The sequence below is a fragment of the Nocardia inohanensis NBRC 100128 genome, assembly GCF_001612945.1.
Classification (GTDB): Bacteria; Actinomycetota; Actinomycetes; order Mycobacteriales; family Mycobacteriaceae; genus Nocardia; species Nocardia inohanensis.
This window is the reverse complement of the sequence record NZ_BDBK01000010.1, coordinates 178,005-202,878: the sequence shown is the minus strand read 5'-3', so window position 1 is coordinate 202,878 and position 24,874 is coordinate 178,005. Positions and strand designations below refer to the sequence as shown.

The 24,874-nt window shown below is 68.4% G+C and carries 27 protein-coding genes and 1 tRNA gene; 19 read left to right on the top strand and 9 right to left on the bottom strand.

Annotated elements, in window-relative coordinates; genetic code table 11:
- Positions 1–5 precede the first annotated feature (5 nt).
- Together NI1_RS20610 and NI1_RS20605 are read right to left on the bottom strand one after the other, a co-directional pair.
- Positions 6–269, bottom strand: a complete 264-nt coding sequence (locus NI1_RS20610) for a GlsB/YeaQ/YmgE family stress response membrane protein (RefSeq protein WP_067823272.1) — start codon at positions 267–269, stop codon at positions 6–8.
- A gap of 244 nt (positions 270–513) precedes the next feature.
- Positions 514–1,506, bottom strand: coding sequence for a zinc-binding dehydrogenase (locus NI1_RS20605; protein WP_067823270.1), 993 nt, complete (start codon positions 1,504–1,506; stop codon positions 514–516).
- Positions 1,507–1,934: 428 nt separating this feature from the next.
- On the opposite strand from NI1_RS20605, the gene NI1_RS20600 reads away from it, so the two are divergent.
- The 18 genes from NI1_RS20600 to NI1_RS37280 all read left to right on the top strand — a co-directional run bounded on the left by NI1_RS20600 (position 1,935) and on the right by NI1_RS37280 (position 19,677).
- The gene (locus tag NI1_RS20600; protein ID WP_067823267.1) at positions 1,935–2,153 is read left to right on the top strand and encodes a hypothetical protein; all 219 of its coding nucleotides are present in this window, start codon (positions 1,935–1,937) and stop codon (positions 2,151–2,153) included.
- An 85-nt stretch (positions 2,154–2,238) separates the two neighbouring features.
- The gene (locus NI1_RS20595; protein ID WP_157535228.1) at positions 2,239–2,598 is read left to right on the top strand and encodes a hypothetical protein; all 360 of its coding nucleotides are present in this window, start codon (positions 2,239–2,241) and stop codon (positions 2,596–2,598) included.
- Positions 2,595–3,293, top strand: coding sequence for a hypothetical protein (locus NI1_RS20590; RefSeq protein ID WP_067823261.1), 699 nt, complete (start codon positions 2,595–2,597; stop codon positions 3,291–3,293). Before NI1_RS20595 ends, NI1_RS20590 begins: the two co-directional genes overlap by 4 nt.
- Positions 3,294–3,506: 213 nt before the next feature.
- Positions 3,507–5,717: a sensor histidine kinase gene (locus tag NI1_RS39420; RefSeq protein ID WP_245663323.1), complete on the top strand. Its 2,211-nt coding sequence runs from the start codon at positions 3,507–3,509 to the stop codon at positions 5,715–5,717.
- Positions 5,714–6,127, top strand: a complete 414-nt coding sequence (locus NI1_RS20580) for a roadblock/LC7 domain-containing protein (RefSeq protein WP_067823258.1) — start codon at positions 5,714–5,716, stop codon at positions 6,125–6,127. Before NI1_RS39420 ends, NI1_RS20580 begins: the two co-directional genes overlap by 4 nt.
- Complete coding sequence (locus NI1_RS20575) at positions 6,124–6,480, top strand: DUF742 domain-containing protein (RefSeq protein WP_067823256.1); 357 nt, start codon at positions 6,124–6,126, stop codon at positions 6,478–6,480. The genes NI1_RS20580 and NI1_RS20575 overlap by 4 nt, the downstream gene beginning before the upstream one ends.
- Positions 6,461–7,063 (top strand): GTP-binding protein, encoded by a 603-nt coding sequence (locus tag NI1_RS20570; RefSeq protein ID WP_067823253.1) that lies wholly within the window; start codon positions 6,461–6,463, stop codon positions 7,061–7,063. The genes NI1_RS20575 and NI1_RS20570 overlap by 20 nt, the downstream gene beginning before the upstream one ends.
- A complete protein-coding gene (locus tag NI1_RS20565) occupies positions 7,060–8,325 on the top strand; it encodes a cytochrome P450 (protein ID WP_067823250.1) in 1,266 nt (421 codons plus the stop codon). Before NI1_RS20570 ends, NI1_RS20565 begins: the two co-directional genes overlap by 4 nt.
- Entirely contained in the window at positions 8,322–9,548 is a 1,227-nt protein-coding gene (locus NI1_RS20560) for a cytochrome P450 family protein (RefSeq protein ID WP_245663322.1), read from the top strand. Before NI1_RS20565 ends, NI1_RS20560 begins: the two co-directional genes overlap by 4 nt.
- A 186-nt stretch (positions 9,549–9,734) precedes the next feature.
- Positions 9,735–10,520 carry a hypothetical protein gene (locus NI1_RS20555; RefSeq protein WP_084523467.1) on the top strand — a complete coding sequence of 262 codons (786 nt, stop codon included), beginning with the start codon at positions 9,735–9,737 and terminating at the stop codon, positions 10,518–10,520.
- Between the two features lie 66 nt (positions 10,521–10,586).
- Complete coding sequence (locus NI1_RS20550) at positions 10,587–11,963, top strand: MFS transporter (RefSeq protein ID WP_067823241.1); 1,377 nt, start codon at positions 10,587–10,589, stop codon at positions 11,961–11,963.
- Positions 11,953–12,372, top strand: coding sequence for a MarR family winged helix-turn-helix transcriptional regulator (locus tag NI1_RS20545; RefSeq protein WP_067823238.1), 420 nt, complete (start codon positions 11,953–11,955; stop codon positions 12,370–12,372). The genes NI1_RS20550 and NI1_RS20545 overlap by 11 nt, the downstream gene beginning before the upstream one ends.
- A 56-nt stretch (positions 12,373–12,428) precedes the next feature.
- Complete coding sequence (locus tag NI1_RS20540; protein WP_245663321.1) at positions 12,429–13,193, top strand: N-acetylmuramoyl-L-alanine amidase; 765 nt, start codon at positions 12,429–12,431, stop codon at positions 13,191–13,193.
- A 257-nt stretch (positions 13,194–13,450) separates the two neighbouring features.
- Positions 13,451–15,313, top strand: a complete 1,863-nt coding sequence (locus tag NI1_RS20535; RefSeq protein WP_245663347.1) for an APC family permease — start codon at positions 13,451–13,453, stop codon at positions 15,311–15,313.
- Positions 15,314–15,422: 109 nt separating this feature from the next.
- Positions 15,423–16,331 (top strand): metal-dependent hydrolase, encoded by a 909-nt coding sequence (locus tag NI1_RS20530; RefSeq protein WP_067823230.1) that lies wholly within the window; start codon positions 15,423–15,425, stop codon positions 16,329–16,331.
- Complete coding sequence (locus NI1_RS20525) at positions 16,328–17,437, top strand: PDR/VanB family oxidoreductase (protein ID WP_067823227.1); 1,110 nt, start codon at positions 16,328–16,330, stop codon at positions 17,435–17,437. Before NI1_RS20530 ends, NI1_RS20525 begins: the two co-directional genes overlap by 4 nt.
- 23 nt (positions 17,438–17,460) lie before the next feature.
- Complete coding sequence (locus NI1_RS20520) at positions 17,461–19,227, top strand: SDR family oxidoreductase (protein WP_157535227.1); 1,767 nt, start codon at positions 17,461–17,463, stop codon at positions 19,225–19,227.
- A gap of 189 nt (positions 19,228–19,416) precedes the next feature.
- The gene (locus NI1_RS37280) at positions 19,417–19,677 is read left to right on the top strand and encodes a hypothetical protein (RefSeq protein ID WP_174564514.1); all 261 of its coding nucleotides are present in this window, start codon (positions 19,417–19,419) and stop codon (positions 19,675–19,677) included.
- Here the strand turns inward: NI1_RS37280 and NI1_RS20515 are convergent.
- From NI1_RS20515 to NI1_RS20505, 3 genes are all read right to left on the bottom strand, one after another.
- Positions 19,674–20,162 carry a UCP032817 domain-containing protein gene (locus NI1_RS20515; protein ID WP_067823224.1) on the bottom strand — a complete coding sequence of 163 codons (489 nt, stop codon included), beginning with the start codon at positions 20,160–20,162 and terminating at the stop codon, positions 19,674–19,676. The genes NI1_RS37280 and NI1_RS20515 overlap by 4 nt on opposite strands.
- Positions 20,163–20,214: 52 nt before the next feature.
- Complete coding sequence (locus NI1_RS20510; RefSeq protein ID WP_067823222.1) at positions 20,215–21,228, bottom strand: TerC/Alx family metal homeostasis membrane protein; 1,014 nt, start codon at positions 21,226–21,228, stop codon at positions 20,215–20,217.
- A 188-nt stretch (positions 21,229–21,416) separates the two neighbouring features.
- Positions 21,417–21,845, bottom strand: a complete 429-nt coding sequence (locus tag NI1_RS20505; protein WP_067823220.1) for a nitroreductase family deazaflavin-dependent oxidoreductase — start codon at positions 21,843–21,845, stop codon at positions 21,417–21,419.
- A 112-nt stretch (positions 21,846–21,957) separates the two neighbouring features.
- Here NI1_RS20505 and NI1_RS20500 point away from each other — a divergent pair.
- A tRNA-Ile gene (locus tag NI1_RS20500) sits at positions 21,958–22,034 on the top strand.
- Positions 22,035–22,042: 8 nt separating this feature from the next.
- Here the strand turns inward: NI1_RS20500 and NI1_RS20495 are convergent.
- The 4 genes from NI1_RS20495 to NI1_RS20480 are packed head-to-tail and all read right to left on the bottom strand — an operon-like array spanning position 22,043 to position 24,864.
- Positions 22,043–22,477, bottom strand: coding sequence for a nuclear transport factor 2 family protein (locus tag NI1_RS20495; RefSeq protein ID WP_067823217.1), 435 nt, complete (start codon positions 22,475–22,477; stop codon positions 22,043–22,045).
- Between the two features lie 59 nt (positions 22,478–22,536).
- Positions 22,537–23,973, bottom strand: a complete 1,437-nt coding sequence (locus NI1_RS20490; protein ID WP_067823214.1) for an amidase — start codon at positions 23,971–23,973, stop codon at positions 22,537–22,539.
- Positions 23,970–24,422, bottom strand: coding sequence for a DUF2871 domain-containing protein (locus NI1_RS20485; RefSeq protein WP_067823212.1), 453 nt, complete (start codon positions 24,420–24,422; stop codon positions 23,970–23,972). The genes NI1_RS20490 and NI1_RS20485 overlap by 4 nt, the downstream gene beginning before the upstream one ends.
- 7 nt (positions 24,423–24,429) lie before the next feature.
- On the bottom strand, positions 24,430–24,864 hold the full coding sequence (locus NI1_RS20480) for a DUF4267 domain-containing protein (protein WP_084523465.1): 435 nt from the start codon (positions 24,862–24,864) through the stop codon (positions 24,430–24,432).
- Positions 24,865–24,874: the final 10 nt, after the last annotated feature.

The following is a 24,874-nucleotide window of genomic DNA, read 5'->3' as shown; positions in this document are numbered from 1 at the left end:
GGGCCTCAGACGCGCGCGCGGGCGAATTTGTAGATGAGGAGCAGGATTACCGAGCCGATGATGGCGCCGATGAAGGTGTGCTCGACCGGTGGGCGGAGGGTGAATTCGTGGGGGGCGAAGACCAGGCTGCCGAGGGTGCCGCCGACGTAGCCGCCGATGATTCCGAGGACGATCGTCCAGATCCAGCCGAAGTCTTCTTTGCCGGGAACGAGGAGGCGGGCGATGGCGCCGCAGATCAGTCCGATGATGATCATGGTGATAATGCCCATGACGTGCTCCTAGCGTTGCATGTGTCGCGTTTTCGACGGTAGCAGGGGAGAGCCCGGGGGCGAGCGTGTCGCAATACGTCAGCGCGCCTGGCCGGTTCGCACCTGCTGATGTGCGGTTACCCAGCAACGCGGTGTTCAGTCCCCTCGGCGGAGGAAAACGAATGGTCCAGGAGTTTTCGGTGGCTGTGAACAGGCTCGGGCTGTCCACAGCACAGGCCGTCGGCGGGATGACCGGGATGCGGTATCAGTCGATCGTGAGCAGCGTTCGGCCGGTCGCGGTGCGGGCGGCGATGGCGGCGTGGGCGGCGGCGGCTTCCTCCAGGGGGAAGGTCTGACCGACAACGACTTTCAGCCGTCCGGCCGCGGCGTCGGTCAGGGCGCGTTCCAGGGCGCCGTTCCAGTCGATACCGGACTTGGTGATGTCCATCAGGGTGTGCACCGTGACGCCCTGGGCGGCAGCGGCTTCCGGGTCGATGGGGGCGAATCCGCTTGCCGCGTTGCCGTAGCCGAGGAAACGAGCACCCGGGGCGGCGGTGGTGAGGGCGGTGCGGCCGAGTTCGCCGCCCGCGCCGTCGAAGACGACCTGGACGCCGCCGCTGAGTTCACGGACGCGGCCGGCCCAGTCGGGCCGGGTGTAGTCGACGACCTCGTGCGCGCCGAGGCGCTGGGCGAGTTCGCGTTTGGCGGGGCTGCTCGCGGCGGCGATGACCCGGCCGCCGGCCGCGCGGGCGAGCTGGACGAACAGGGTGCCGAGACCGCCCGCCGCGCCGGTGATCAGGACCCATTCCCCGGGCTGGACCGCGGCGAGGTCGGCGACGCCGAGCGCCGTGCGGCCGTCGTGCACGAGCCCGGCGGCGGTGCGCAGATCCAGGTCGTCGGGGACCGCGACCAGGGATTCGGCCCTGGCCAAGGCCAGTTCGGCGTAGCCGCCGACGGGCAGACCGCCGCCGATCCCGCTGGCCGCGGTCTGGGTGGCCACGCGCCGCCCGACCCAGCCCGGATCCACGCCCGGACCGGCCGACTCCACCACGCCGGTGACCGCGCCGCCGGGCACGAACGGCGGTTCGACCGGGAAGAAGTCCCGGGCCCAGCCGCTGCGCATCAGCGTGTCGAGGAACATCACGTCGGCCGCCGCGACCCGGACCACCACCTGACCCGCACCGGCCACCGGAGCCGGGGCCTCGCTCACTCGCAGCACCTCGGGCCCGCCGAATTCCTTTGCCTCCACCACGCGCATTTCGCTGCCTCCCTATCGTTTTCGATCACCTGACCGACTCCAGCGTGGAACCTCGAGCTCTGTTGAGGTCAAGCCGAGCGGCGGGATTACGCGTGTGGTGAATCCGGGAATACCGGCGCCGGTCGCGTTCGGCGGGCGGATCGGGAGACGCTCCGCGACGATCGCCGCCCGTTCATTTCTGATACGTCGCGAGCCGGTACCGCGCGCTGGTTAGTACCAGTGTGGGCGGTGCGACAAAGCGGGGTTTTCAGATCGTTGACCAGGCATTTGTTCCCGTGCGGCTGCTTCTCGATGTTTCATTTTCGGGGCAAGCAGTCTTGACTCCGATTCGGGACGTCGTTAGTCTCTTGGCGGGATCGGGACAGCGTGACCCGCGAACCGTCCAGCAGACCCGGCGCAACCCGCGATCACAGCAAGGAGATACGCCCATGCCCACGCAGTACCTCGCCGATATCCGCGAAGCCACCCGCGCTCGCGAAGCCGCCAAGCAGGCCGCCCTGGCCGCCGACGGCATCTGGCGCAGCAAGATCAAGCAGGCCACCCAGGCCGGTGAGCGGGTATTCCTCATCGCCAAGGCAGCCGGCGACATCACCACCTCCCGCGTGTATCAGATTCGAGACGGAGTCCGCACCGGCAGCACCCGCTGAACCGGCCGCGATGCCCGACGGCGCGTCCCGGATCCACGCGATGAGCGCCCCGGGAATGAGACGCACCGCGTGCGACAATCGGACCGTGCATGATCAGCTGAAAGCCTGGATCGACGAGCTGACCGGGGGCGAGAGCACCCGCGCCATCGCCGCCGTCACCGGGATCCCGCAGGCCACCCTGGCGCGGCATCTCGCGCTCGAGACGCCGCCGGTGGAGACGCTGATCGAAATCGCCCGCGCCTACAACGCCAATCCCGTCGAGGTGCAGGTGGTCGCGGGCATCATCACCGAAGCCGAGGCACAGCGCGCCGGATCCGGCAGCGCCATCCGGTACGCCAGCACCCGGCAACTGCTCACCGAATTGATGCGACGGGATAAAGAAGAAGACGACACGCCCCGGCGTAAACCCTCGCGCGGCGAAGCGGGCGCGAGGCTGTTCCGGTGAACGACGTCGTCACCCTGCTGGCCGCCCTCGCCGCCCTCGCGGCGGCGGGTTGCCGGTTGCCACGCTGGGGCGCGCCCGAATCCCGGCCGCTCACCATCGGATTGGGTTTGCTGGCGCTGTGGGCGGTGCTGCGCGCGCCGGTGCTCAACTCCGCCGCCACCGAGTTCGCCGTCTCGGCCACCACCCTCGAGAGCCTGCCCGATCTGATCTCCAATCTCGCCCTGGTGGCGGCCGGAGCGCTGATCGGGGTGGCGATCACCGACGCGTTCGGCAGTGTGGTGTGGAAGAGGGCTTTCTATGTCGGGCTCATCGTGTTCGAGGCGGCGCTGCTGCTCACCTATGAGCCGTCCAAGCCGTCCGCGGCGATGATCGACGGGCACAAGTGGATGCTGGCCGGGGCGGGCATGGTGACCAGCATCGCCATCCTGGTGGCGGCCTGCCTCAGCATCTCGGCCATCCCCGCGCAATTCCGTTTGCCGCTCGGGCTTTTCATGCTCGGCGGCGCACTCAGCCTGGGGCTCAGCGTACTTCGCGCGGTGACGCTGCTGCGGCCGCACGGCACCCAGGTGGAGGTGTGGGCCCCACTGGTCAGCCTGCCGATCTTCGCCTTCGCCTTCGGATCGCTCATCGGCACCTACCGGTTGCGCGCGTTCCTGCGCGACAGCGCCGAATCGGACGCCGACGCCGAAATCTGAGCCGCGCCGACCCGCCCGTTCGGTCATCGGGACGGCCGTCCCGAACGCCGGAACAGGGGCTTGGCAGCAGGTTCGCGCTCGGGTAGCGCGCACCTTCTCAGACGCCTATGCTTCTGCGCGAGATTCGAAACCGGTTGCCGGTCCGCGTATTTGGCGTGGGCCGGGAAGCGGATGCCCGGGGGTTGCCCTCGGTCAATGCGGAAGTGCGGAGCTTTGTCGGAAACATCGAATCCGCCCGACGGCGGCGGGGCGGCCGTTCCGGGTGTGCGCCTGCCCTATCCGGTATTGCTGATCACGGCGCTGGTGGCAGGGCTCGCCATCGCCGCGGCGGTGTTCGCGGCACCGGTGGAATTCCGGATCCCGCTCGCCATCGGAGCGTTGCTGGCCGGAATGCTGTTCTGTGCGGCGGTGACCGCGGCCGTCCACTACCGGGATGAAGCCGTGCGGGCGCGCGGCGCGGTTGCCGCGGCCGAGGAACGGCTGACCGGCGCGCTCGCGGAGGCGCAAGCGCGAATCACCGAGGCCCAGCAGCGATTCGACGCGCTCGATAGGGAAGCGCAGCAGATCGTGGACGCGCGCGCCGGCGAGGCCCGCCGGCATGTCGAGGCGGTGGAGAGCGAAGCGCGCCAGCATGTCGAAGCCATCGAGCACGAGGCGCGGCAGCATATCGACGCGGTGCAGAGCGAAGCGCGGCTGCGGGTCGAGGCCGTCGAGAACGAGGCGCTGCGGCGGATCGAAGAGACCGAGAACGCGGCCCGGCGGCGGCTGGAGGAGACCGAGAACGCCGCGCGGCAGCGGGTGGAACGGCTCGAGGCCGGTACCCGGCAGCGGATCGACGAGCTCGAAGGCGCACTGGCGGAGCGGATCCGGGACGCGAAGGAAGTCGAGCGCCGGCGGGCCGCGGCCATGGCGGCGTTCGCGGGCGCGGCCGGGCGCATGCAGGCGATGAGCACCAGCATGCTGGCCGAACTGCGGGCGATGGAGCACCGGCACGCCGACCCGCAGGTACTGGCCGACCTGCTGGAACTCGACCATCGCACCGCGCAGGCCGGACGGCTGGCCGACAGCATCGCCGTGCTCAGCGGGGCGCGCTCCGGGCGGCGGTGGGCCAAACCCATTGCGATGGAATCGATTCTGCGTGGCGCCATGGGCCGGGTCGCGGGCTATCAGCGAATCCGCCTGCGCGCCATCGCGGAGATAGCGATCGCGGGCCACGCGGCCGAAGGCATCATGCACGCCCTCGCCGAACTCCTCGACAACGCCTGCAACTTCTCCCCGCCCACCACCGAGGTGCACGTCTACGCCGCCGAAGTGCCCGCGGGCGTGGTCATCACCATCGAAGACAGCGGCCTCGTGATGAGCGAATCCGCTTTGCGCAAAGCCGAACTCACCGTCTCCGGTCAAACCGGCAGCGGCGCCGACCTCGCCTCCCTCTCCGGCACCCGCCTCGGCCTCGCCGTAGTCGGCCACCTGGCCCGCAAACACGAATTGACCGTCTCCTACCGCCCCTCCGCCATCGGCGGCACCGCGGTAGTGGTGGTCGTACCCCGCGAACTCACCACCCGCCTCGACCGCAGACCGGGCGCTCAGCCCGCCCCCCACACCGCGACCCTGGCCAGCGCGCTGGCCGCCACGTCATCCACGCGCCTGCGGCCGGTCAGCGCGTCCGCCCTGGATGCCGCGCCCGCCACCATGGCAATCGCCGCCGCGCCAGTTGATGCCGCCGCGCCAGTTGATGCCGCCGCGCCAGTTGATACCGCCGCACCGGTTGATGTGGCGGTGCCTGTTGATGCGGCGGTGCCGATTGATGCGGCGGCCGGTCACGCCGCCCTGCCCTCTTCCGGGGCCGATGCGCGCGAATCCGCCACGGCCGCACGGACTGCCGCGATCCCATCGGGCGACACCGCCCGTTCGGCTGCCGACGGCGCGCCCGTTTCCCCCTCCGCCGTGGGCGGTGCGGTCTCCGCCGTGGGCGATGCGGTCTCCGCCGTGGGCGATGCGGCCATGGTCGGTGCCGATCCAAGATCGCCTCTTCTCGCGTCCGTCATCGCGGGCGCGGCGGACGTGACGCCCGAGGGCGGGGACCGGGTTCAGGTCCTCGGGGCGGAAGTTGTTGTAGCGCCCACGGATACCATCGCCCGCGCCGACGTCTTCGGGCCTGGCGTCGACGTGCAGGCGAGTCCGCGGACTCGCGAGGAGGGCGCCGGGGAGGCGACGTCGGGTGGGTTGCGGTTGCCGAAGCGGAAGCGGGGGAGTGCTCTGGCGGCGGCGCATCCGCAGGGATTGTCGGGGGGAGCGGGGGTGGATGCGCCGGTGCGACCGGCGGGATCGCCTTCGGCTTTGGGGGCCTTTCAGCGTGCGGTGCGTGAGAACTCCGGGGGCGCACCGACTTCCCAGTCCCCGGACATGGAGAGCGAGCTATGACGGCATCCGCGACAGAGTTGGGGTGGTTGCTCGAGCAACTGCTCACCCGTACCCCGCACGCGCGGCACGCGCTGTTGCTGTCGGGGGACGGTTTGAAGATTTGCCATACGGATGGGCTGGGCGCCGACAGCGCCGATCAACTGGCCGCCATCGCCGCCGGGATGCAGAGCCTTTCGCACGGGGCGTCGGTGGAGTTCGGTGACGGGCGCGGCGGGGTGCGGCAGTCCATGACCGAGTTCTACGGGGGCATCCTGTTCATCGTGGAGGCCGGGGTGGGCGCGCATATCGCGGTGGTCGCCGCCGAGCACGCCGACGCCGGACTGGTCGGCCACAATATGCGTGAACTGGTGGAACAGCTGGGTGAGCATCTGGCGGTTCCGGCCCGAGTCCGGGGAGCGGGCGTGTCGTGACCCGCCCAGACGAGAATCCGGATCGGCTGTACACCCTCACCGGTGGCCGCAGCCGTCCGGACTCCGACGCCTTCGATCTCGTCACCCTCGTGGTCGCCGAATGCGATCCGGCTCCGGGCATGCAATCCGAGCACGCCGCCATCCTGACCATGTGCCGCGCCCCCACGGCGGTGGTGGAGATCGCCGCCGAACTGCGGCTGCCGGTCGGCATCGCCACCATCCTGCTGTCGGATCTGCTGCACGCGGGCAAGATCACCGTCCGCCATCCGCGGCACAACACTGGCGCGCAATGGAATTCGCTGCCGGACACCACCACGCTCGAGAAGGTGCTCGTTGGACTCCGCAATCTCTGATCCCCGGCCGGCGCGCGCGGACGCCCCGCTGCACGCCGACGCCCGGCACGGACTCAAGATCGTCATCGTCGGCGGTTTCGGGGTCGGCAAGACCACCATGGTGCGCTCGGTCAGCGAGATCCGCCCCCTCGACACCGAGGCCACCATGACCCAAAGCGGTTACGGCGTAGACGATCCCAGCGCGGTGCCCGGCAAGACCACCACCACGGTGGCCTTCGATTTCGGCCGCATCACCATCGACGACGAGCATGTGCTGTACCTGTTCGGCGCGCCCGGCCAGGAACGGTTCTGGTTCCTGTGGGACCGGCTCTTCGCCGGAGCGCTGGGCGCGATCGTGCTGGTCGACCAACGCCGCATCGAGGACTCCTGGTACGCCATCGACCGGCTCGAACACCAGGGCACCCCGTTCATCGTCGCCACCAACAACTTCGGGCCGGGCGCGGACCAGCAGGCGGTGCGCGACGCCCTGGACCTGGATCCCCTTGTCCCGCTCGTCGATTGCGATGCCCGGCAGCGCGACTCCTGTCAACGCGTGCTGATCGCGCTCGTCGAACACCTCTACCGCCCGGAGCCTCTCTCATGACCTCGCCCGTACCCGCCGGAGGCTGCCCGGTGCAGTCCGGTCCCGGCGTCGTCCCGCTGTCCGGTCCCCGCTTCCACACCGACCCGCACAGCCTCTACCAGGAGATGCGCCGCGACCACGGCTCCGTGGTGGCGGTGGAGCTGCCCGGCGGCGTGCCCGCCTGGCTGGTGCTCGGCTATCGCGAAATGCACCAGGTGACAACATCTCCGGAGCTCTTCCCGCGCGATGTGAGCCTGTGGAACCAGTGGGGCAGCATCCCCGAGGACTGGCCGCTGCTGCCCATGGTCGGACGCCCCATGCCCTCCATCTACTTCACCGCCGGGGCCGAGCACCGCCGTCACCTGGCCATGGTCGAGCCCGCCCTCGAAGCGGTCGATCCGTTCGAATTGCGCAGGGTCTGTGAGGAATCCGCCGACCGGCTGATCGACGGCTTCTGCGGGCGCGGGCAGGCCAACCTGGTGGCCGACTTCGCCGAACCGCTGCCGGTGCTCGTATTGGCTTGGCTGCTGGGCTTTCCCGACGACGAAGGCCCGCGCCTGGCCCGCACCATGAAGGTGATGGCCGACGGCGGCGCGGACGCGCAATCGGCGCACCTGCGCTTCATGGAGCACATGCAGCGCGTGCTCGCCGCCAAACAGGCCGAACGCGGCGACGACCTGGTCTCGCGCCTGCTGGACCATCCCGAGGCGTTCACCGACGAGGAGTACGTCAACGACCTGATGGCGATCACCGCCGCCGGTCACCTGCCGACCTCGGACTGGCTGGTCAACTCGGTGAGCCTGATGCTCACCGACGACCGATTCGCCGCCGCCCTGGGTGGCGGCCGCCGCAGCGTCGGCGAGGCCATGATCGAAGTGCTGTGGGAGGATTCGCCCACCTCGATCCTGGCCGGGCGCTGGGCTGCCCGCGATACTCGCTTGGGCGACAAGGTGATTCACGCCGGCGACCTGTTGCTGCTCGGCCTGGCCGCCGCCAATACCGATCCGCACGTGCGCCAGCAGGTGCCCGGCAGTGCCGTACACACCGGCAACAGCGCGCATTTCGCGTTCAGTCACGGCGAATACCGGTGCCCGTTCCCGGCCCAGCAGATCGCGGAGACCATCGCCCGGACCGGCATCGAGGTGCTGCTGGACCGGCTGCCCGATATCGACCTGGCCGTCCCGGCGCGGAACCTGGTGCGGCGGCCGTCGCCGTTCCTGCGCGGGATGTCCTCGCTGCCAGTTGTTTTCACCCCAGTTCGTTCCGTCGGAGGTTTCCAGTGAGTTCCCTATGCCCGCATGCCATGGCCATCGATCCGATGGTCGGTGACCTGGCCGGCGAGACCGCACGCCTGCGCGACGCCGGTGCGCTCACCCGCATCGAACTGCTCGGCGTGCCCGCCTGGACCGTCACCGACCACACCCTGGCGCGCCAATTGCTCACCGACACCCGGCTGGTCAAGGACATCGAGAGCTGGGGGCTGTGGACCTCGGGCGTGGTGACCTGGGATTGGCCGCTGATCGGCATGATCAATGCCGGGCGCTCCATGTTCACCGTGGACGGGGCCGAGCATCGGCGGCTGCGGATCAAGACCACCCAGGCGCTCACCCCGCGCCGTCTGGAAGCCCTGCGCCCCGATATCGAACGGCTCGTCGCCGAACTCCTCGACGATCTCGAGGCCGCCGGCGCGGACGGCGCGGTGGTGGATCTCAAGCAGGTCTTCGCCTACCCGCTGCCCATGCGGGTGATCAGCGAACTGATGGGCGTGCCGCGCGCCGATCACGCCATGCTGCTGGACTGGTACAAGAAGTTCTTCTCCATGCTCACCCCGCAGGACGAGCGGCTGCGGATCATCGGCGAGATGGATGTGTACTTCACGAACATGGTGCGGGAGAAGACCGCCAACCCCGGCGACGATCTCACCAGCGCGCTCATCCTGGCCGACGAGGGCGGCGAACCGCTCACCGAGGAAGAGGTGGTCGGCAACCTCAAGGCCCTGGTCGCCGCCGGACACGAGACCACGGTCAGCCTCATCCTGAATGCGGTGCGCGCCTTGGTGACTCGCCCCGAACAGCTGAGCAAGGTGCTCGCCGGGGATATCGAATGGAAGCAGGCGATCGAGGAGACCCTGCGCTGGGACGGGCCGGTCACGCATCTGCTCATGCGCTTCGCCACCGAGGACATCACCGTCGGCGACCTCGTCATCGAGAAGGGTGAGGGCGTGGTGATCTCCTACCGCGCCGTCGGCCGCGACACCGCCATCCACGGCGCGGACGCCGACGAGTTCGACATCACCCGGCCCACCGCCAATCGCAATATCTCCTTCGGCTACGGCCCGCACATCTGCCCGGGCGCGGCGCTGGCCCGGCTGGAAGCGGCCATCGGACTGCCCGCGCTCTTCGACCGCTTCCCGGGGCTGCGACTCGCGGTGCCGGAGAACGAGATCCAGCAGTTGCCGGTGATGACGCAGAACGACGTGGCGGGAGTGCCGGTACTCGTCAGCTGACGCCGCCGCCTTGACCCCCGTCATCCCGGCATGCTTTCAGCCGGGATCCACGCCGGGCGGGTGTGTGGATTCCGGCTGAAAGCGCGCCGGAATGACGGAGGTGCGGCGTGTCGGTGGAGGTTCTTCGCGAATCAAGGGGGTGCGGGAGGCAAGCTGGGAAGCCGGGGGCCTGGCGCGGAGGTGGCGATGGGCTGGCGAACGCGAGTGGTCGGGTCGGTGGTGGCCGGTGTCGTACTGTGCGGCGGGCCGCTCGCCGGGGCGGATCCTGTTGCGCCACCGTCGATTCCACTTCCGCCGCTCCCCGGCCTGCCGTTCCCGGTCCCGCAGCGGGAGCTGCCGACGGTGGAAGTGCCGTCCCGGACCGCGATCTCGGTGCGCTCGATCCTGCCGGACCTGAAGTGGGGCACGCCCAACGAGAGCGAGGCCCGGTCGGGGCTCTCGGTGGTCAAGCTCTACGTCGTCGATTACGCACTGCGGCACGGTGACGGTGCGGCGCAGGATCGCGAGCTGGGGGAGCGCATGATCCGCCTCTCCGACGATGCCGCCGCCGACGCCCTGTCCGCGAAGTATCCGACGGCCATCGACGACGTGGCCGCGGAGTACAAGCTCACCGCCACGCACGGGCAGGGCGGCTGGAGCCTGTCCTCGACCAGCACCGCCGATGTGGCCGACTTCCTGGCCGTAAAACTCCGCGACGACCCGGACTCGCCGATCCTCGGCTGGATGGCCGACGCGAGTCCGATCGCCGCCGACGGCACGAAGCAGGACTGGGGGACCGCACGCCTGCCGCGAGTCACCGGCACCAAATGGGGCTGGGCCGACCAGGGCACCCCGGAGGTCGCCTCGGCCTCCTTCGGCCCGGGGTTCACCGTCTCCGCACATACCTACGGCACCGCCGACGAGCAGACCGAGGACGTGACCGCGGTAGTGCCGGATGTGCTCGGCGCATTCCTCTACCGGTCGTCGCCCTGACGGGTGTAACCCACGCCACAGCGAGCCGGGGTTGCGGACGAATAGTTGTGAGCACACAATCGTTGTGTGTTCACAACTATTGACGGGTTGAGTGCGCGACGCAAGACGATAGTCCTGATCACCTGCTGTCTGAGCCTGCTGATCTCCTCCATGGACGCCACCATCGTCAATGTCGCCATCCCCACCATCGGCTCCGATCTCGGCGCCCCGCTGTCCCGCTTGCAATGGATCGTCGACGTCTACACCCTCACCCTGGCCGGCCTGCTCATGCTCTCGGGCGCGCTGGCCGACCGCCTCGGCCGCCGCCGGATCTTCCGCATCGGCCTGCTCACCTTCGCGGCCGGTTCGCTGCTGTGCAGCATCGCGCCCACCATCGAAATCCTCATCGGCGCCCGATTCGTCCAGGCCGTGGGCGGTTCCATGCTGAACCCGGTGGCCATGTCGATCATCACCACCGTCTTCACCGGCAAGGTGGAACGTGCTCGCGCGGTGGGCATCTGGGGTGCGGTGGTCGGCATCTCGACCGCGCTCGGACCCATGGTCGGCGGCGGGCTCATCGACGCCCTCGGCTGGCAGTCGGTGTTCTGGATCAACCTGCCCATCGTCGCCGTGGCCTACGTTCTCACCACTTTGTATGTGCCGGAATCGAAGTCGGCCGCCCCGCGCGGTATGGACCCGATCGGCCAGGTGCTGGCCATGATCACCCTCTTCACGCTGGTGTTCGGGCTGATCGAGGGCAAGCCGCCGGTCTTCGTCATCGCCGCCGCCGCCCTGCTGGGCTTCCTCTGGCACGAGGCGCGCCACCGCTCGCCATTCATCGATCTGCGGTTCTTCCGCAGCTTCCCCTTCGCCTCGGCCACCGTGATCGCGGTCGGCGCGTTCGCCGCCCTCGGCGCGTTCCTGTTCGACATGTCGCTGTATCTGCAAGGGGTGCGGCACTTCTCGGCCGTGCACACCGGCCTGCTGTACCTGCCGATGGCGATCGGCATGCTCATCTTCTCGCCCGTCTCCGGTCGCCTGGTGGGCCGCCACGGCACCCGGCCCTCGCTGGTGGCCTCCGGGATACTGATGACCATCGCGGCGGTGGGCCTGACCCAACTGCGCCCCGACACCCCCATCTGGCAGCTGATCGTGCTGTTCACGCTGTTCGGTATCGGATTCGGCATGGTCAACGCCCCCATCACCACCTCCGCCGTGAGCGGTATGCCGCTCGATCGCGCCGGAGCCGCCGCCGCGGTCGCCTCCACCAGCCGCCAGGTCGGCGTGAGTCTCGGTGTGGCACTGTGCGGTGCGCTCTCCGGGGCGGGCCTGTGGTGGACCATCAGCGCGCTCACCGCCGCCGTGCTCGCGCTCGGAGTCGCCGCGAGCACCCCGTGGGCGTACCGTTCCCGGGACCGTGTCGCACCACTGCTCGAAACGAAGGTCCCCACCCATGCCGGCTGACACGCCCACCCCCGACGAGGTCTGGAACCTGCTCACCCATCTGGTGATGGATTCCCGCGACGGCTACAAGCGCGCCGTCGTGGAGCGAACGGGTATGCCGTTCAGCCGGATTCGGATCCTGAAGCGGCTGCTGCCCGGACCGCTCACCGTCAAGGATCTTGCCCAGGCCGCCATGATGGACGCCCCCGCCACCACCGTCGCGGTCAACGATCTCGAGCAGCGCGGGCTGGTGCTGCGCGAGATCGATCCGGCGAATCGGCGCAGCAAACTGGTGTCGCTCACCCCCGAGGGCCGGCGCGTGTACGCCGACGCCAAGGCCACCCCCGATCCCGCGCCACACCCGGTCACCGCACTCGCGCCCGCCGAATTGCGCACCCTGCGTGATCTGCTGCGCAAGCTCGAACCATGATCGGAAGCCCGCGCCGCACTGGCTCGGGGCTTGCGCCGGGCCGTAGGGTGGGGCGCGTGCGACAGCGACACTGGAAAGTCTTGGCGGCGGTCTGCGGTGCTCTGCTGATCGGTGGCAGCGGGCCGGTGACGGCCGCGCCGATCGCGAAACTCCCTGCGGCCCCGCTGGTTCCGATCGCGGGCAAGACCATCGTGCTCGATCCCGGGCACAACGGCGGCGGCGCGGCGCATCCCGAGGAGATCAACGCCCAGGTCTCCGACGGCCGCGGCGGCACCAAAGCCTGCAATACCACCGGCACCGCCGCCAACGACGGCTACACCGAGCACGAGTTCAACTGGGATGTGGCGCAGCGGGTGCGGGATCTGCTCACCGCGCGTGGCTACCAGGTGATCATGTCGCGGGACAGCGACTCCGGCGTCGGGCCGTGCGTGGACGAACGCGGCACCCTCGGCAATCGGACCGGGGCGGCGGCCGTGGTCTCCATCCACGCCGACGGCGCGCCCGCGGGAGCGCACGGCTTCCACGTCGCGCACTCCTCGCCGCCGTTGAACGAGGCGCAGGGGGAGCCGTCGGTGCGGCTGGCCACCGGCATCCGGGACAGCCTGGTGCGCGCCGGATTCGAGACCTCCACCTACATCGGCTCGGACGGTATGAACCCGCGCGCGGATCTGGCCGGGCTGAACCACTCCGACCGCCCCACCGCGCTGGTCGAATGCGGCAACATGCGTGACCCCGGGGATATCGCGATCCTCGAATCCCCGGACGGCCGTGCACGATTGGCGCAGGCGATCAGCGCCGCCATCGCGGCCTACGTCGGATAGGCCGTACCATCCGGAAATAACGGCGCGACCGGTGTTTACGCGGTCGGCACGGCGCTGATCGAGACTCGCGGGGTGGGGTTTATCTTCCGTCGGCGTGTCGTGAGTACATTGACCACGACATCGCCGACATTTCGGGAACCGCGCCAACGGGTTCCGGGGAGGATCCTGTGACCACCACCGAGGTACGGTTACGTTCGCGCTTCGCGGACTGGCTGCTGGAAGACGCGGGCGAAGAGCACTCGCAGATACCGGGGCCGATGGCCAAGCGGGCGCCGAAGGACCACCAGCACTCCTGGTGGAAGGTCATGTGCCTGACCGGTGTCGACTACTTCTCGACCCTCGGCTATCAGCCCGGCATCGCGGCCCTCGCGGCCGGCGTGCTCTCCCCGCTGGCCACCCTGGTGCTGGTGGCGCTCACCCTGTTCGGCGCGCTGCCGGTGTATCGCCGGGTGGCCAAGGAGAGCCCGCACGGCGGCGGCTCCATCGCCATGCTCGCCAAGTTCCTGCCCAATTGGTGGGGCAAGGTGCTGATCCTGGTGCTGCTCGGCTTCGCGGCCACCGACTTCACCATCACCATGACGCTGTCGGCGGCCGACGGCGCGGCGCACATCGTGGAGAACCCGCTGGTTCCCGACGCGCTGCACGGGCACAACCTGATCATCACGCTGGTGCTGCTGGCCCTGCTGGCGGCGGTGTTCCTGAAGGGGTTCAGCGAAGCCATCAGCATCGCGGTGGTGCTGGTCGGGATCTACCTCACCCTGAATCTCGTTGTCGCCGTGACCGGTCTGATCCAGGTGCTCCAGCACGGCTCCATGGTCACCGACTGGACGCACGCGCTCACCGCGCAGCACGGCAGCCCGATCGCCATGATCGGCGTCGCGCTGCTGGTGTTCCCGAAGCTGGCGCTGGGCCTGTCCGGATTCGAGACCGGGGTCGCGGTGATGCCGCAGATCAAGGGCGCGCCGGGGGACACCGAGGAGTACCCGCGCACCCGCATCGTCGGCACCCGCAAACTGCTCACCACCGCCGCGCTCATCATGAGCGGGTTCCTCATCGTCTCCAGCTTCATCACCACCATCCTGATTCCGGAGGCCGCGTTCGAGCCCGGCGGCGCGGCGAACGGCCGGGCGCTGGCGTATCTGGCGCACGAGCATCTCGGCAATGCCTTCGGCACCGTGTACGACATCAGCACCATCGCGATCCTGTGGTTCGCGGGCGCCTCGGCCATGGCGGGGCTGCTGAACCTGGTGCCGCGCTACCTGCCGCGCTTCGGCATGGCGCCGGAATGGGCGCGTCAGATCCGGCCGCTGGTCCTGGTTTTCGCGGCCGTCGCCTTCGGCATCACCTGGTACTTCGATGCCAGTGTCGATGCGCAGGGCGCGGCCTACGCGACCGGCGTGCTGGTGCTCATCACCTCGGCGGCCGTCGCGGTGACCCTGTCGGCGGCGCGGCAGCAGCAGCGTTCGCGGGTGTTCCTGTTCGGCGCGGTGTCGGCGATCTTCGTCTACACCACCATCGACAATGTCATCGAGAAGCCGGAGGGCGCACAGCTCGCGCTGCTGTTCATCCTGGCGACGCTGGTGGTGTCCTTCGCCTCCCGCTTCCGCCGCGCCTTCGAATTGCGGGCCGTCACGGTCACCTTCGACGACAAGGCCGCCGCGATGATCGACGCCCTGGCCGCACGCGGCGAGGTCCGCATCGTCACCCACGACATCGACAATCGGCAGCCGGAGGAGTACGCGGAGAAGGAGGCCGATCAGCGGCGCGAGAGCCACATCCCGGATTCGGAGCCGATTCTCTTCCTCGAGGTCATCGTCAAGGACCCTTCCGAGTTCAGCACCGAGCTGCTGGTGACCGAGGTGGAGGTGGACGAGTACCGCATTCTCACCGTGGAGGCGGCGGCCGTGCCGAACTGCATCGCGGCGATCCTGCTGGCCATCCGCGACCGCACCGGCGCTCCGCCGCACGTCTATTTCGAATGGACCGAGGGCAATCCGCTGACCAACCTGCTGCGCTTCATCTTCTTCGGGGAGGGCGAGGTGGCCCCGGTGACCCGCGAGATCATCCGGCGGGCCGTCCCGCGCCGCTCGCAGCGTCCGCACGTGCACGTGGACAGCTGATCAATAGCACGGTCGCGACCATAATTCTAGGTGTAACTCCTGGTTTCATGTACGGGTAGAATATTGCTACGCTGCCGTAGCAAATCCGAACGCGAAACCAGGAGTATCGATGAAGCTACTTCCGAAGCTGGGCCGCCGCGTGGTGACCGAACCCGGTGAAGTGGCCCTGCATGCCCGCAATGTGCAGTTCGATTGGTCCCGGACCGAACCGGTCTGGATGAAAAAGGAACCGGTCGCCTCACACGTGCTCAATGCCTTGAGCATGCTGCTGCCCGAGGGGGAGCGCAGCTTCCTGGTGACCTTCGGTGAAGCCCTCGAACTGGTCAAGGACGAGAAGCTGCGCGAGGCCATGATCGGCTTCATCGGGCAGGAATCCATGCACGCCGAGAGCCACAACGGGGTGCTCGAGGAGGTGCTGACCGCGCACGGCATCGATGTCGAACCGTATGTGCGGCAGACCGAATACCTCTTCCGCAAGACCCTCGGCCCGCGCGACGACCTCGGCACCGAGGCGGCCCGGCAGCAGCATCTGGTCGAGCGGCTCGGCTTCATCGCCACCCTCGAGCATTTCTTCGCCTTCCTCGGCGACTGGATCCTCAATGCCGACCTGGAGCGATTCGACGCCGACCCGCAGATGCTGGACCTGTTCCGCTGGCACGGGGCCGAAGAGGTCGAGCATCGGATGGTCGCGCACGACGTCGCCGAGTACTTCAGCGTCGGCTACGTGCGGCGCTGCGCGCTCATGCTGGTGGTGTTCCCGATCTTCATCGCGTTGCTGGTGCGCGGCACCAAATACCTGGCGCATCAGGATCCGAGCCTGCCGAACCATCGCTACCCGATGCTGATCCTGCGCATCTTCGCCGCCATGTGGCGCGGTGCGCTGCCCGGCATTCCGTCGCTGCTCTACAGTGCGCTGACGGTGTTCAAGCCCGCCTACACCCCGGAACCGGTCGGCTCCAGCGCCCAGGCCATCGCCTACCTGGCGCAGTCCCCGGCCGCCCGGATCATGGCGTCGTGACCGCAGCGCGCCCGGTTCCGGAGACGTTGCCGGAAGATCTGTACGGCAAGGCTCGTCATGACCGCACCACCCTGGTGCTCGACAAGATCGCCGAAGCGCGCTTGCGCTGGACCACTTTCGTCAATCGGAAGGCTCCGGTCGCCCGCGTCGACGATCGCCGGACACCGCTGATCGTGGTGGAGCGCCGGGTCGAGGCCCATGACACCGACGTGATCAGCCTGCTGATGACCGCGCCGGACGGGCGCGCGCTACCGGAATGGAGGCCGGGCGCGCACCTGGATCTGGAGTTGCCCTCGGGGAAGGTGCGGCAGTACTCGCTCTGTGGTGATCCCGCCGATCGGCACGCGTATCGCGTTGCGGTGCGGCGGATTCCGAACGGCAACGGCGGCTCCCTCGAAGTCCACGAGGAGCTGAAGGTCGGCACCGCGCTGACCGTGCGCGGACCGCGCAACGCGTTCCCGTTCGTGCTGCCCGGCTACGGATCCTCCGCTGCCCGAGTGCATTTCGTGGCCGGCGGGATCGGCATCACCCCGATCCTGCCGATGATCCGGATGGCCGAGAGCCTCGGCGTCGAATGGACCATGGTGTACGCCGGGCGATCCCGCGACACCATCCCGTTCCTGTCCGAGGTGGAGAGCTTCGGCGACCGCGTCACCGTGCGCACCGACGACGAGCACGGCATTCCCGACGCGGCCGCACTGCTGCCGGGCGTCGGCACCGACACCTCCGTGTACTGCTGCGGTCCGGTGGTGATGACCCAGGTCATCGCCGACGCCGTGCGCGAGATGCCGGGCGTGGAACTGTATTCCGAGCGCTTCTCACCACCGCCGGTGGTGAACGGGACCGCTTTCGCCGTGCGGCTCGCGCGCGGCGGCGAGACCCTCGACGTCCCGGCCGACAAGTCGGTGCTCGAAGAAGTGCTGAAAGCCCGCCCGGACAGCCGGTATTCGTGCCGTCAGGGCTTCTGCCGCACCTGCGTGGTGCGGGTGCTCGAAGGATCGGTGGAGCACCGCGACACCGTGCTCACCGACGCCGAGCGAGCCGCCGGCGACATGCTCATCTGTGTATCCCGTTGCGACGGGGACCGTCTGGTGCTGGACCTCTAGCACCCGTCTCCCAGGAGAAGATCGTGACCGATCGAACGAACATCATCCCCGCCGCCGAACGCCGCGTCCGCAGCGGCGAATTCGATATCGCCGTCTACGAATACGGGGAACCGTCGGCGGAAACCATTGTGCTGGTGCACGGTTGGCCCGATGACAATCACCTGTGGGACCGGGTGGTGCCGCTGCTGGCCGGCCGTTTCCACGTGGTCACCTACGACACCCGCGGGCACGGGCGCTCCACCCGCACCGATCGCACCGAGGACTACCGGCTCGAGCATTTCGCCGCCGACTTCTTCGCCGTGGCGGATGCGGTGAGTCCCGATAAGCCGGTGCACATCCTGGCGCACGACTGGGGTTCGGTGGAGATGTGGGAAGCCGTGTGCGAGCCGCAGGCCGCCGAGCGCGTCGCCTCGTTCACCTCGGTCTCCGGGCCGAACCTCGATCACCTGGGCGCGTGGGCGCGGTCGAATCTGGCCAAGGGCAAGCTGTGGGGACCCTTCACCCAGCTGCTGTCCTCCGCGTACACGGGGCTGTTCATGACGCCGGGTGTGCCGCGCGTGGTTCTGAAGCCGCTCGCCACCGAGAAGATGTGGTCGCGGTTCGTCGGGCTGATGAACGAAACCTCGCCGCAGAACATCAAATTCGGGCCCGAGTTCCGGCGCGACTTCTTCGACGGGATGCGAATCTACCGCGCGAACATCCTGCCGCGTATGACCGGGCCGCGGGAGCGGCGCACCGAGGTACCGGTGCAGCTGATCATCGCCCGGCGCGATGTGGCGGTGCGGCCCGCGGGCTACGACGACACCAAGGAGTACGCGCCCAACCTGTACCGGCGCGAGGTCGCGGGCGGGCACTGGCTGCCGTTCTCGCATCCGGAACTGCTGGCCACCTCCACCATCGAGTTGATCGATTCGCTGCGCACGGGCGAGACCCCGCGCACGCTGCGGCGCGCCGAAGTCGGCCGGGAACAGCGGACTTTCGAGAACCAGCTGCTGGTCATCACCGGCGGCGGCAGCGGCATCGGGCGGGAGACCGCGCTGGCCTTCGCCCGGCGCGGGGCCGAGGTGGTTGTCTCCGACATCAACCTCGATTCGGCCAAGGAAACCGCCGAACTCATTGCGCGCGAAGGCGGTACGGCGCACGCCTATCAGCTGGACGTGTCCTCCGAAGCCGCCGTCAACGAACACGCCGCCACGGTCATCGCCGCGCACGGGGTGCCCGACATTCTCATCAATAATGCGGGCGTGGGCGCGGCGGGCGATTTCTTCGATACGCCCGCAGCGGAATTCGATCGCGTGCTCAATATCAATCTTCACGGCGTGATCAATGGCTGCCGTGCTTTCGGAAAGGCAATGGCGGACCGCGGACTCGGCGGCAATATCGTCAACCTCTCCTCGATGGCCGCCTATACGCCGCAGCGCGGATTCGCCGCCTACTCGACCTCCAAGTCGGCGGTCTTCATGTTCTCCGACTGCCTGCGTGCCGAACTCTCGGCCCAGGGCATCGGCGTGCACACCATCTGCCCCGGCATCGTGCACACCAATATCGTTGCCACCACCCGTTTCTCGGGTGTCTCCGCCGAGGAGGAGGCCGCCAAGCAGCAGCGATTCGACAAGCTGTACGCCGCGCGCCGCTACGGGCCGGAGAAGGTGGCGGCGCAGATCGTCAAGGCGGTCGAGAACGGGCGCGATGTGGTGCCGGTGACCCCGGAAGCGTGGCTGCAATACCGTTTCAACCGTTTCGCGCCCGCGGTGGCGCGGTTCTTCGCGGCGCGGGTGAAGCTGACTTAATCGCGTGAAAGGGGAGTCGTACCCATTGGGCGACTCCCCGACACCTTCTCCGATTCCCCGAAATGCGGGGGCTGTCGAAGCCGGTTCGATGCCAGTAGTTTTCGGTTATGGCATAACGGTAGTACCCGGGAAGTCCGCGGCACGGGAGGAAGTCCGCGGCACCGGGACCGGCTCGGGGAGGAGAAGCTGATGATTGAAATGATCATCGGATTCGTTGTCATCGGCGTGATCGTGCTGGGATACGTCTGGGCGGATCGGCGGGAGAAAGCGCGGCGGGCGCGGCGGCGCTGGGGGCGCGCCGGGCGGTATTACGGCGGCAGCGGCGGCAGCGATGGGGGAGGCGCCGACTGCGGGGGCGGCGGATGCAGCGGAAGCAGTTGCAGCGCGGGCAGTTGCGGCGGTGGAGGTTGCGGCGGCGGGGGCGGCTGCGGTGGTGGAGGCAGCAGCTAGTCCTCGCGCAGCGCCGCTTCGATGAGCTCCACCCGATCCGTGGGAATACCCCACGGATCGGTCACGCCCACCATCGAATCCAGGTCCCACAGCACGCACTTCTCGCCCGGCCGCTTGACCAGCGACCAGGCGATGACGGTGCGGCCCAGCTGATCGGCCATCGGATCACCGGCGCCGCCGAGGCTTTCGCCGGCCGGGAAATGGTGCAGGAACTTGCCGTACGCGGCCTCGCAGAAGCGCTGATAGCGCAGCGTGCACAGGATCAACCCGTGCCAGGCTTCGTCCACCGCATAGGACGGCATACCGATCACCCGATCGTCCCGCATGGCCGCGCCGCAGCAGCGAAGCCATTGCCGCAGACCGGTTTCCACCAGTTCCCGGGGCTGCCAGGGGCAGGTCTTGAAGACCGCCTCCGGCAGCTCCAGCGCATCCACCACGCGATTCATCTCGTCGATACCCGGACGCCGGAAGTATTGCAGCAGCATGATTCACGGTAGATCGGCCGCGCGGGCGTCCGCATGGCCTCGATTCCAGGGGCTAGGTGGTGGCCTCGGCGTCATCCGGCTGCGACTGGCCGCGTGTGGCGCGCAAGCTGGTCAGCGTCACCGTCGCCAGCACCACCACGATCACCACCAGCGAGGCGGCGGTCGGAATGGTCGGCACCCCGCTCCACACGCCGTGCGCCCAGTGCAGCACCAGCTTCACGCCGATGAAGGCCAGGATGATCGCCAGCCCGTAGGCCAGGTGCACCAGCCGCGACAGCGCCGCGTGCAGCACGAAGTACAACGCCCGCAGACCCAGCAGCGCGAAGGCGTTGGTGGCGAACACCAGGAACGGGTCACCGGTCACGCCGTACACCGCGGGCACCGAATCGACCGCGAACACCACATCGGTGGCCATGACGGCGGCGACCACCAGCGCCAGCGGCGTCAGCGCCCGCTTGCCGGCTTCCTTCACGGTCAGCTTGGTGCCGCGATAGTCATCGGTGACCGGCCAGAACTTGCGCAGGATCCGCACCGACCGCATCGAGGAGATATCGACCTCTTGCTCGTGCCCGCCCGCCGCATCGGCCAGCAGCTTCACCGCGGTGACCAGCAGAATCAACCCGAACAGCAGGAACGCCCAATCGAGCGTGGCCAGCGCGGCCGCCCCCAGCGCGATGAAGATACCGCGCAACACCAGCGCCCCCGCGATGCCGAACAACAACACCCGCTGCGCCAAGGCAGCCGGCACCGCGAACGCCGACAGCAGCAACATGAAGATGAACAGGTTGTCCACCGACAGCGACTTCTCCAGCAGATACCCCGTGAAGTACTCCACGGCCGGCGTCCCGCCATTGTTGATCCACAGGAAAACGCCGAACGCCACCGGCAGCGCGATATAGAAAGCGGTCCACCCCAACGCTTCCCGCATGGACACCTCGTGCGGCCTGCGCGTCAGAGCGAAATCCAGCACCAGCAACGCCAGCACCGCGATGATCGTCCCCGCCCACAACCAGGGCGTACCCACCGACTCGATGGAAGAAGAAGCAAGAACGGACACGGAACTCATAGGACCTCCTCGGACATGGAAAACCAGCCGAGGTCTCCTTCACCCGTGTCTCCATGGGCGACCACCCGGGAACCGCGACGGCGCGATCCGTACTGACCGGAATGATTCTTGGGAAGTACTCCCCTCTGCCGCCGAGGATAGCCGACCCTTATCTCACCTGTCCAACTCACCACGCCGCCGCACACCCCCTACCTGGGACTGAGCACCACCACCGCGATCTTCCGCGAAGTCTTCTTCTGATACTCCGCGTACCGCCCCTGATTCACCTTGTCCACCAAGTCCCACCTGCGCACATACTCCGGATCATCCGGATAGGTAGCAGTCGCGGTAACCGGAATCCGCTTCGTCCCCACCTGAATCTCGACCTGCCCGTCAGCCTTCACATTGGCCAGCCACCCCGGCGACCGCGCCGACCCACCATTGGACGCGGTCACGAGATAGTCCTTCCCATCCCGCGCATAGGTCAGCGCATTGGTCCGCAGCTTCCCGGTCTTCCGCCCCACGGTCCGCAACAACAGGGTCGGATTCCCGAACAACAGCCGATGCCCCACCACCCCGCCACTGTTCTCATAGATCCACTGATGCGCCCGAAGCACATTCACGAACACGCCCGCCATAGACCCTCCTAGTCCGTCCCCCAACACACGGTAAGCCGCACCGTGAACCAAGTAGGCACTCGGCCTCCCGATTCGGTACCATCGCGAGGCCCGCGGAGATCCTCCGCGGTCCGGGGCGGTAGCTCAGTCGGTTAGAGCCGTGGACTCATAATCCATTGGTCGCGGGTTCGAGCCCCGCCCGCCCCACCATGACAGCCTCACTCGAAACCCGGCGCGGAAAACTTCGTGGTGATCACCGTGCCCTGGTGATAAAGCGCGGCCCAGCCGTGTTCACGGCGTTGCCAGATGGTCGATCTGCGGGTGAGTCGTTCCGACTGGCGTAGAACGTAGGTCAGTAGATACGTGTCTCCTGCGAGGGCGCGGACCTCGAATTCGCCTATGGCCCAGTCGGGTTCGGGCCAGATCGGTGGTGCGACCGCGTAACGCCGCTCCAGCGCCGACCAGACGTGTTCGCGGCTGTAGCGGTTTCCCGAGGCGCCGACCTCCCAGTAGTCCGCCGCTGTGAGACGGTCGAAATCGGCTCGGGTAGTGCCGTATTCGGGGCGATGGAACAGCGGCTCGCGAGCTGTCAATTCGGTGAGTACATCGGTCAGCGCCGGGTCGGACGGGAGCTGGGACTCAGGTTTGTCCATGACGGGAGTATCGCCGCCCAGGTCGTACTTGCGAATCGGAAGATGGTCGCTCTATCCGATCAGTATTCGCGGGCGGCGGTGGGGCCTGGATTCGGGCGTAGGGCCGGTGAGATGGGGGTGGGCATCGGAAAAGCCGCTTCGATGTGGGCGGCGGCGGTCAATGCGCGACGTTCGGTGAACGGGGCGGTGATCAGCTGGACGCCGATGGGGAGACCCTCGGCCGAGATGCCCGCGGGGACCGTGACCGCGGGCAGGGCCAGGTAGTTGGCGGCGATCGTAAGGCGGTGTGCCGCATACATGGTCGCAACCTGTGCGACGCCGCCGAGGTCGTAGCCGACCGGCCACGGCAGTTCGGTCGAGACCGGGCCGAGCACGATCGGGTGCTCGGCGAGGAAACGAGACCAGGCCGCGCGGCGGGTGAGGCGCTCACCCAGTGCGGTCATGTAGCCCGCCAGATCCAGCGGCGGGAACAGCTCGATCGCCGCGTCCAGGAAGGTGTTCAGTCCGGCGCTGCCGAGCCGTCGCATGGCTTCGCGGCGCTGAACCGCTACCTCCGTGGAGACCAGCCGGCCATAGTCTGCCGCCACTTCGCCCAGGTCCGGCGGATCCAGTTGCGCCACCGGATATCCCGCGCGTTCGAGGGCGTCGGCGCAGCCGAGTACCGCGGCCCGCACCTGGGGATCGATATCGTCACCGAGGGTGACGGCGACAGCCGGCGGGGTGGCATCGATGGTGTCGGGCACCGGAATCCATGCGGGATCGCGCGGATCGTCGCTCTCCCGCAAGGCCTCGTAGACGATCGTCAGATCCCGCACGGTGCGCGCCAACGGGCCGGGCGCCGCGAACAATTGGTTTGTCGGAGCGGGTGCGGCCCCGGGCAGGCTGGAGGCCACGGCCACCCGTCCGGGCGTGGTGCGCAGGGAAGCGACTCCGCAGAACGCGGCGGGTATTCGCAGTGAACCGCCGAAGTCGGTGCCCAGGCCGAGCGGTGTCATGCCCGTGGCCACCGCGGCGGCATCTCCGCCGCTGGAACCGCCCGGGCTGCGGGTCGGGTACCAGGGGTTCACCGTCGGGCCCGCCGCGTCATTGTCGGTGTGCCAGCGAGTGGCGAAGTCCGGCATGTTCGTTCGCCCGATCACGATGGCTCCGGCTCGGCGCAGTGCCGCCACCGCGGGTGCGTCCGCTGTCGCGACGGCCTGTCCGAAACCCGGCACGCCCCAGGTGGTCGGGCTGCCCGCGACATCGAGGTTGTTCTTGACCGTGACCGGAACCCCGTGCAGCGGCCCGATCGGCGCCCCGCGATCGGCCGCCGCCGCCTCCGCCCGTGCGGACTCGGCGAATATGGTTGTGAGCGCCCCGATTTCGGAATCGACCTGCTCGATTCGCTCCAGGTGCGCCTCGACGACCCGGGTCGCGGTGACCACGCCCTCGGCGATCAGCGCCGCGAGCGAGACCGCGTCCCGTGTCCACAGCGCGTCGGTTCGGCCCGTGTTCATAATGTCTCCTGTACGTCGAGATCCGTTGTGGTGCGCGGGGTTCGGCTGTCTTCGATGGATTTGCCGAGGGTGATGAAGAACAGGATCAGCCCGGCGGTCAGCAGGATGTGGCCCAGACCGGCGCCGAGCGCGATCGCTTCGCCGCTGCTCTTGCCCAGTACGGTGCGGGTGCCGTGCACGGTCATGGCCGCGACGCTGATGGCCAGGCCGCTGTTGTAGAGCCGGAAGAACCAGTCGTACAGGCTTTTCCGGGCGCTGAGCGTGAACTGTTTCTCCAACGCCAGCACGATGAGGAAGAACAGCATGCCCAGCGCCAGCACATGGGTGTGCACGACGCCGAGCTGCGTCTGCCCGGTGAAATGTTCGATCTTGGTGATCTCGCGGTAGTACAACCCCGAGATCACGCCGATGATCATGTAGAGATGTGCGGTATCAGCCAGTGTTTTCATCGGGCGCTCACCGGTTTTCCCGGCGCAGCAGCAGCACGCCGGTGGCGGCCACCAGAGCGGCGGTGAGGCCGTGCACGCTCAGGGCGGTGGCGGTGGAGCCGCGGCGCGCCAGGATGGTGAGCATGTCGCCGGTGGGGACGATGGCGAGGGTGAGCAGGGCGATGCCGGTGGCGCGCCGCTGCCCCGCCGCGAGCAGCGCGAGTGGGACGAGACCGGTGACCACATCGCGGACGCCCTTGACGTTCAGGAAGCCGTCGGCCTCGGGGTGCGGCCAGTCGGTGAAGCCGAACCCCGGGGCCATCTTCTGCGGCGCGAACAGATAACCGCCGCCGACGGACATGATGAACCCGGCGCCCACCACGGCGCCGACCGTGCCGAGACGTCGGGAGAGCCGGGAATCGCGCACGGAAACAACGGATTCGGTGTTCGAGGGAACGGACATGAGCACTCCT